The organism is Pseudokineococcus marinus, from assembly GCF_013004605.1.
Lineage (GTDB): Bacteria > Actinomycetota > Actinomycetes > Actinomycetales > Quadrisphaeraceae > Pseudokineococcus > Pseudokineococcus marinus.
The window spans coordinates 1-4,168 of record NZ_JABEMA010000274.1 but is presented as its reverse complement, the minus strand read 5'-3'; the positions used below and the strand labels follow the sequence as shown (position 1 = coordinate 4,168).

General features: G+C 79.5%; 6 protein-coding genes. 2 read left to right on the top strand and 4 right to left on the bottom strand.

Annotated features, from left to right (window positions below):
• Positions 1-273: enoyl-CoA hydratase/isomerase family protein (locus HLB09_RS13890; RefSeq protein WP_212771087.1), on the top strand; the 273-nt coding region annotated here is incomplete at its 5' end.
• Here HLB09_RS13890 and HLB09_RS18775 read toward each other — a convergent pair.
• The 4 genes from HLB09_RS18775 to dapE are packed head-to-tail and all read right to left on the bottom strand — an operon-like array spanning position 257 to position 3,016.
• Positions 257-928 (bottom strand): DNA-3-methyladenine glycosylase I, encoded by a 672-nt coding sequence (locus tag HLB09_RS18775; protein WP_171203937.1) that lies wholly within the window; start codon positions 926-928, stop codon positions 257-259. The genes HLB09_RS13890 and HLB09_RS18775 overlap by 17 nt on opposite strands.
• The gene (locus tag HLB09_RS18770; protein ID WP_246235445.1) at positions 925-1,413 is read right to left on the bottom strand and encodes a hypothetical protein; all 489 of its coding nucleotides are present in this window, start codon (positions 1,411-1,413) and stop codon (positions 925-927) included. Before HLB09_RS18770 ends, HLB09_RS18775 begins: the two co-directional genes overlap by 4 nt.
• Positions 1,410-1,835 (bottom strand): DivIVA domain-containing protein, encoded by a 426-nt coding sequence (locus HLB09_RS13875; RefSeq protein WP_171203936.1) that lies wholly within the window; start codon positions 1,833-1,835, stop codon positions 1,410-1,412. Before HLB09_RS13875 ends, HLB09_RS18770 begins: the two co-directional genes overlap by 4 nt.
• Positions 1,832-3,016: a succinyl-diaminopimelate desuccinylase gene (gene dapE, locus HLB09_RS13870; RefSeq protein ID WP_171203935.1), complete on the bottom strand. Its 1,185-nt coding sequence runs from the start codon at positions 3,014-3,016 to the stop codon at positions 1,832-1,834. The genes HLB09_RS13875 and dapE overlap by 4 nt, the downstream gene beginning before the upstream one ends.
• A 49-nt stretch (positions 3,017-3,065) precedes the next feature.
• Here dapE and dapD point away from each other — a divergent pair, with 49 nt between their 5' ends.
• On the top strand, positions 3,066-4,094 hold the full coding sequence (gene dapD, locus HLB09_RS13865) for a 2,3,4,5-tetrahydropyridine-2,6-dicarboxylate N-succinyltransferase (protein ID WP_171203934.1): 1,029 nt from the start codon (positions 3,066-3,068) through the stop codon (positions 4,092-4,094).
• Positions 4,095-4,168: the final 74 nt, after the last annotated feature.

The following is a 4,168-nucleotide window of genomic DNA, read 5'->3' as shown; positions in this document are numbered from 1 at the left end:
CCGCGCCCCGTGCCCGCCGACGAGTGCGTCGCCCTCGGGCTCGCCACCGAGGCGGTGCCCGACGCGGACCTGGACGCCCGCGCCGAGGAGGTGGCGCGCGAGCTGGCCGCCGGCCCCACGGCCGCGCTCGTCGCCACGCGGCGGGCGCTGGCCTTCGCCGCGACGCACGACCTGCCCTCGACGCTGGCCCACGAGGGCGCCCTCGTGGCGGGGGTGGCCCGCGGAGCCGAGCACCGCGCGGCGGTCGAGGCCTTCCTCACCCGCCGGCGGTGAGGCCGGCGCCCCCGCTCCCCCCGGGCTGCGCGGCGACGGCGCGGCCGCCCCGCGCCCAGCAGCCGGCGAGGTGGTCGTCGACGAGCCCGGTCGCCTGCATCGTGGCGTAGGCCGTCGTCGGCCCGACGAAGACGACGCCCGCCGCCCTGAGGCGGCGCGCCAGCGCCGCCGAGGCGGGGGTCGAGGCCGGGACGTCCGCGGTCGTGCGCGGCGCGGCGCGCGCGCCCGGCGCCTCGGCCGCCGTCGCCAGCAGCGCCTCCAGGCCGCCGCTCGCGCGCAGGGCGACCACGGCGCGGGCGTTGGCGAGGACGGCGTCGACCTTGGCGCGGTTGCGGACGATGCCCGCGTCCGCGAGCAGCCGCTGCCGGTCGGCCGGGCCGAAGGCCGCCACGGCGTCGGGCTCGAAGCCCGCGAAGGCGGCGCGGAAGGCCGGTCGCTTGCGCAGGATCGTCAGCCAGGACAGGCCGGACTGGAAGGCCTCGAGGCTCAGGCGCTCGAAGAGCGCCGCCTCCCCGGTGACCGGACGGCCCCACTCCTCGTCGTGGTAGCGCCGGTACACCTCGGGGGCGTCGCCCCAGGGGCAGCGCGCGCGGCCGTCGTCGCCGACGAGCGGGCCGTCACCGGGCGCGCCCGCCCCGGCGGGCCCCTCGCTCACGGCTCGAGCGGCTCGGGGGTGCCCGCCTCGACCCGGCGCACCATGTCGACCACGACGGACCGCAGGCCCAGCCGGACCGGCACGCGCAGCAGCGGCTCGAGCGGGCGCGTCAGGCGCACCGGGGCGACGTGCACGTCCTCGCCCCACACGACGCGGCACGAGCCCGCCGTCACCGGCTCGACGCGGAGCGCGGCGCTGCCGAGGACCACCGACCCGCGCTTGGCGAGCACGGCGACGCCGGCGCGCCCCCCGCCCGCGGGCGCCCCGGCGGTCGGCGGCTCCCACCGCACGACGTCCATGGGGTCGTCGAAGCCGACGCCGAGGACGGCGGTCCGGCCGGTGAACGAGCCGCCCTCCCCCTCGGCGGCACCGGTGCGGAAGACCCGGGTGAGCGGGATCGAGCCGCTCTGCCACGGCCAGTCCACGAGGTGGCGCCACACGACCGGCGCGCTGCGGCGCGCCGGCACCTCCACGACCACCCTCATCGGACCTCCTCGTCGCCGGGGGCCCGGGCGGCCGCCCTCTCGTCGTCGCCGCGGCGACCGCCCCCTCCGCCCTCGGCCGCCCTCCCCTCGGCTCCTCCACCTGCGGCCGGGTCGCGCCACGGGGGGTCGACCGGGTCGGCGCTGCGCAGGAGCGCCTCGAGCTCGGCGAGCCGGGCGTCGCGCTCGGCGACCTCGTCGCGGACGCGGTCGAGCACGGCGTCGACCTCGTCCATGCGGTAGCCCCGCAGCCCGAGGGAGAAGCGGACGCCGTCCACGTCCTCCGCCCGCAGCGGGCCCTCGGGCAGCGCGCGCAGCGGGCGGCTCGTCGTCGGCTCGTCGAGGCCGCCGGGGATGCGGCCGAGCGCCACCGCCGCTGCGCCCCCGGCCACCGCCAGGGCCACGAGGAGCAGCAGGAGCGTCACGGCGCGATCGTGGCAGACGCCCCCGCCGCGCGTCCGCCGGAGGGCCCCGCCCCCTGCTCCTGGGGCTCCGTCAGCCACGTGCGGAGCACGTCCGCGCAGCGGTGCAGGTCCGCCACGGGGCAGCGCTCGTCGTCGGCGTGCGCCAGCAGGGGGTCGCCCGGCCCGAGGTTGACCGCCGGGACGCCGAGGGCGCTGAAGCGCGCGACGTCCGTCCACCCCAGCTTGGCCCGCGGCTCCTCCCCCGTGGCGGCGACGACGGCCGCCGCCGCCGGGCGGTCCAGGCCCGGCCGGGCGCCCTCGGCGCCGTCGGTGCGCACGACCTCGTAGCCGGCGAGCAGCTCGCGCAGGTCGGCCTCGGCCTGCGCGAGCGTGCGGTCGGGCGCGAAGCGGTGGTTGACCGTGACGACGCAGGCGTCGGGGACGACGTTGCCGGCCGTGCCGCCGCGGATGCCGACCGCCTGCAGGCTCTGGCGGAACACGAGGCCGTCGACCTCCCGCTCGCCCGGGTCGTGGTCGGCCAGCAGCGCGAGCAGGGGCGCGGCGGCGTGGACGGCGTTGCGCCCGCGCCAGGGCCGGGCGGAGTGCGCCGGGACGCCGCGCAGGTGCACCTCGACCCGCAGGGTCCCGTTGCACCCGCCCTCGACCGCCGCGGACGTGGGCTCGCCGAGCACGGCGACGTCCCCCGCCAGCCAGTCCGGGTGGGAGGCGGCGAGGCGGCCGAGGCCGTTGAGCTCGGCCTCGACCTCCTCGTGGTCGTAGAAGACCCACGTGACGTCGCGGGCGGGCTCGACCAGGGACGCGGCCAGCGACAGCGCGACGGCGACACCGCCCTTCATGTCGCAGGTGCCCCGGCCGTGGACGACGGCGTCCGCGCCCTCCCCCGTGCGCCACGTCGGCAGGTTGGGGCTGCCGTCCTCGCGCCGCCCCAGGGGCACGGTGTCGAGGTGGCCCGCGACGACGACCCGCGAGGCCCGGCCGAGGTGCGTGCGCGCGACGACGGCGTCGCCGTCGCGCAGCACCTCCAGGTGCGCGCAGGCGGAGAGGGCCGCCTCGACGGCGTCGGCGAGGCGGGTCTCGGCCCCGCTCACGGACTCGACGTCGCACACCGCCTGGAGCAGGTCGGCGAGGTCGGCGGAGAGGTCGAGCGCGGCGGGCGGCCCGGCCGTCGGGAGCGTCGTCATGGGCCGGAGGGTAGGCGGGGGGCGGCGGGCGCCCGGGTAGCCTCGCCCCATGCCGGACGCCCCCGCCGACGTGCCCGCCGACTCGACCGCCGCCAGCACCACCCCCGGGCGCGAGGGGGTGCCCGCGGGCCGCTGGGCCTGGGGCTACGGCCTCGCGACGAGCACCGACGGCGGCGCCGTCCTCGACACCTGGTACCCGGCGCCCGCGCTGGGCCACCCGGGCGAGGACCCGGGCCCCTTCGGCGTCCCCGCCTCCCTGGCCGCGCTGGAGGGCGAGGACCCGCGCCGCGGGACGCGCAGCCACGTGGTGCGCACCGTCGTCGACCTCGACGCCGCCCCGGCCGACGTGCCGGACGCCTACCTGCGCCTGCACCTGCTCTCCCACCGCCTCGTGCGGCCGCACGGCGTCGACCTCACCGGGCTCTTCGGCGTGCTCCCGACCGTCGTCTGGACCTCCGCCGGACCTTGCGCCGTCGAGGGCTTCGAGGAGGTGCGCGGCCGCCTGCTGGCCGACCGCGGCGAGCGGGTCGTCGTGCTCGGCGTCGACAAGTTCCCCCGCATGACCGACTACGTGCTGCCCGCGGGCGTGCGCGTCGCCGACGCCTCGCGGGTGCGCCTCGGCGCCCACCTCGCGAGCGGCACGACCGTCATGCACGAGGGCTTCGTCAACTTCAACGCCGGCACGCTGGGCGCCTCCATGGTCGAGGGCCGGATCAGCGCGGGCGTCGTCGTCGGCGACGGCTCCGACGTCGGCGGCGGCTCGTCGATCATGGGGACGCTGTCCGGCGGGGGCACGGAGGTCGTCTCGGTGGGCGAGCGCTGCCTCCTCGGCGCCAACGCGGGCATCGGGATCTCCCTCGGCGACGACTGCGTCGTGGAGGCGGGCCTCTACGTCACCGCGGGCACCAAGGTCTCCGTGCTCGACCCGCAGGGCGGCGCGAGCCGGGTGGTCAAGGCCCGCGAGCTGTCGGGCGCCGACGGCCTGCAGCTGTGGCGCAACTCCACGACCGGCGCCGTCGAGGCGCGGTCCCGCACCGGGTCCTGGGGCGCGCTCAACGCGGCGCTCCACGCGAACTAGCGCCGGCGCCCGGTCGACCCGCCGTGCCCCGCACCACCGCCGCCCGCCGGGCCGCCGAGCGGCGTCGGCGCCTG

Bases quoted from the DNA above. Each gene is read 5' to 3' on its own strand.
- HLB09_RS18770 (WP_246235445.1), bottom strand. From the start codon at position 1,413: ATGAGGGTGGTCGTGGAGGTGCCGGCGCGCCGCAGCGCGCCGGTCGTG.
- dapD (WP_171203934.1), top strand. From the start codon at position 3,066: ATGCCGGACGCCCCCGCCGACGTGCCCGCCGACTCGACCGCCGCCAGC.
- dapE (WP_171203935.1), bottom strand. From the start codon at position 3,016: ATGACGACGCTCCCGACGGCCGGGCCGCCCGCCGCGCTCGACCTCTCC.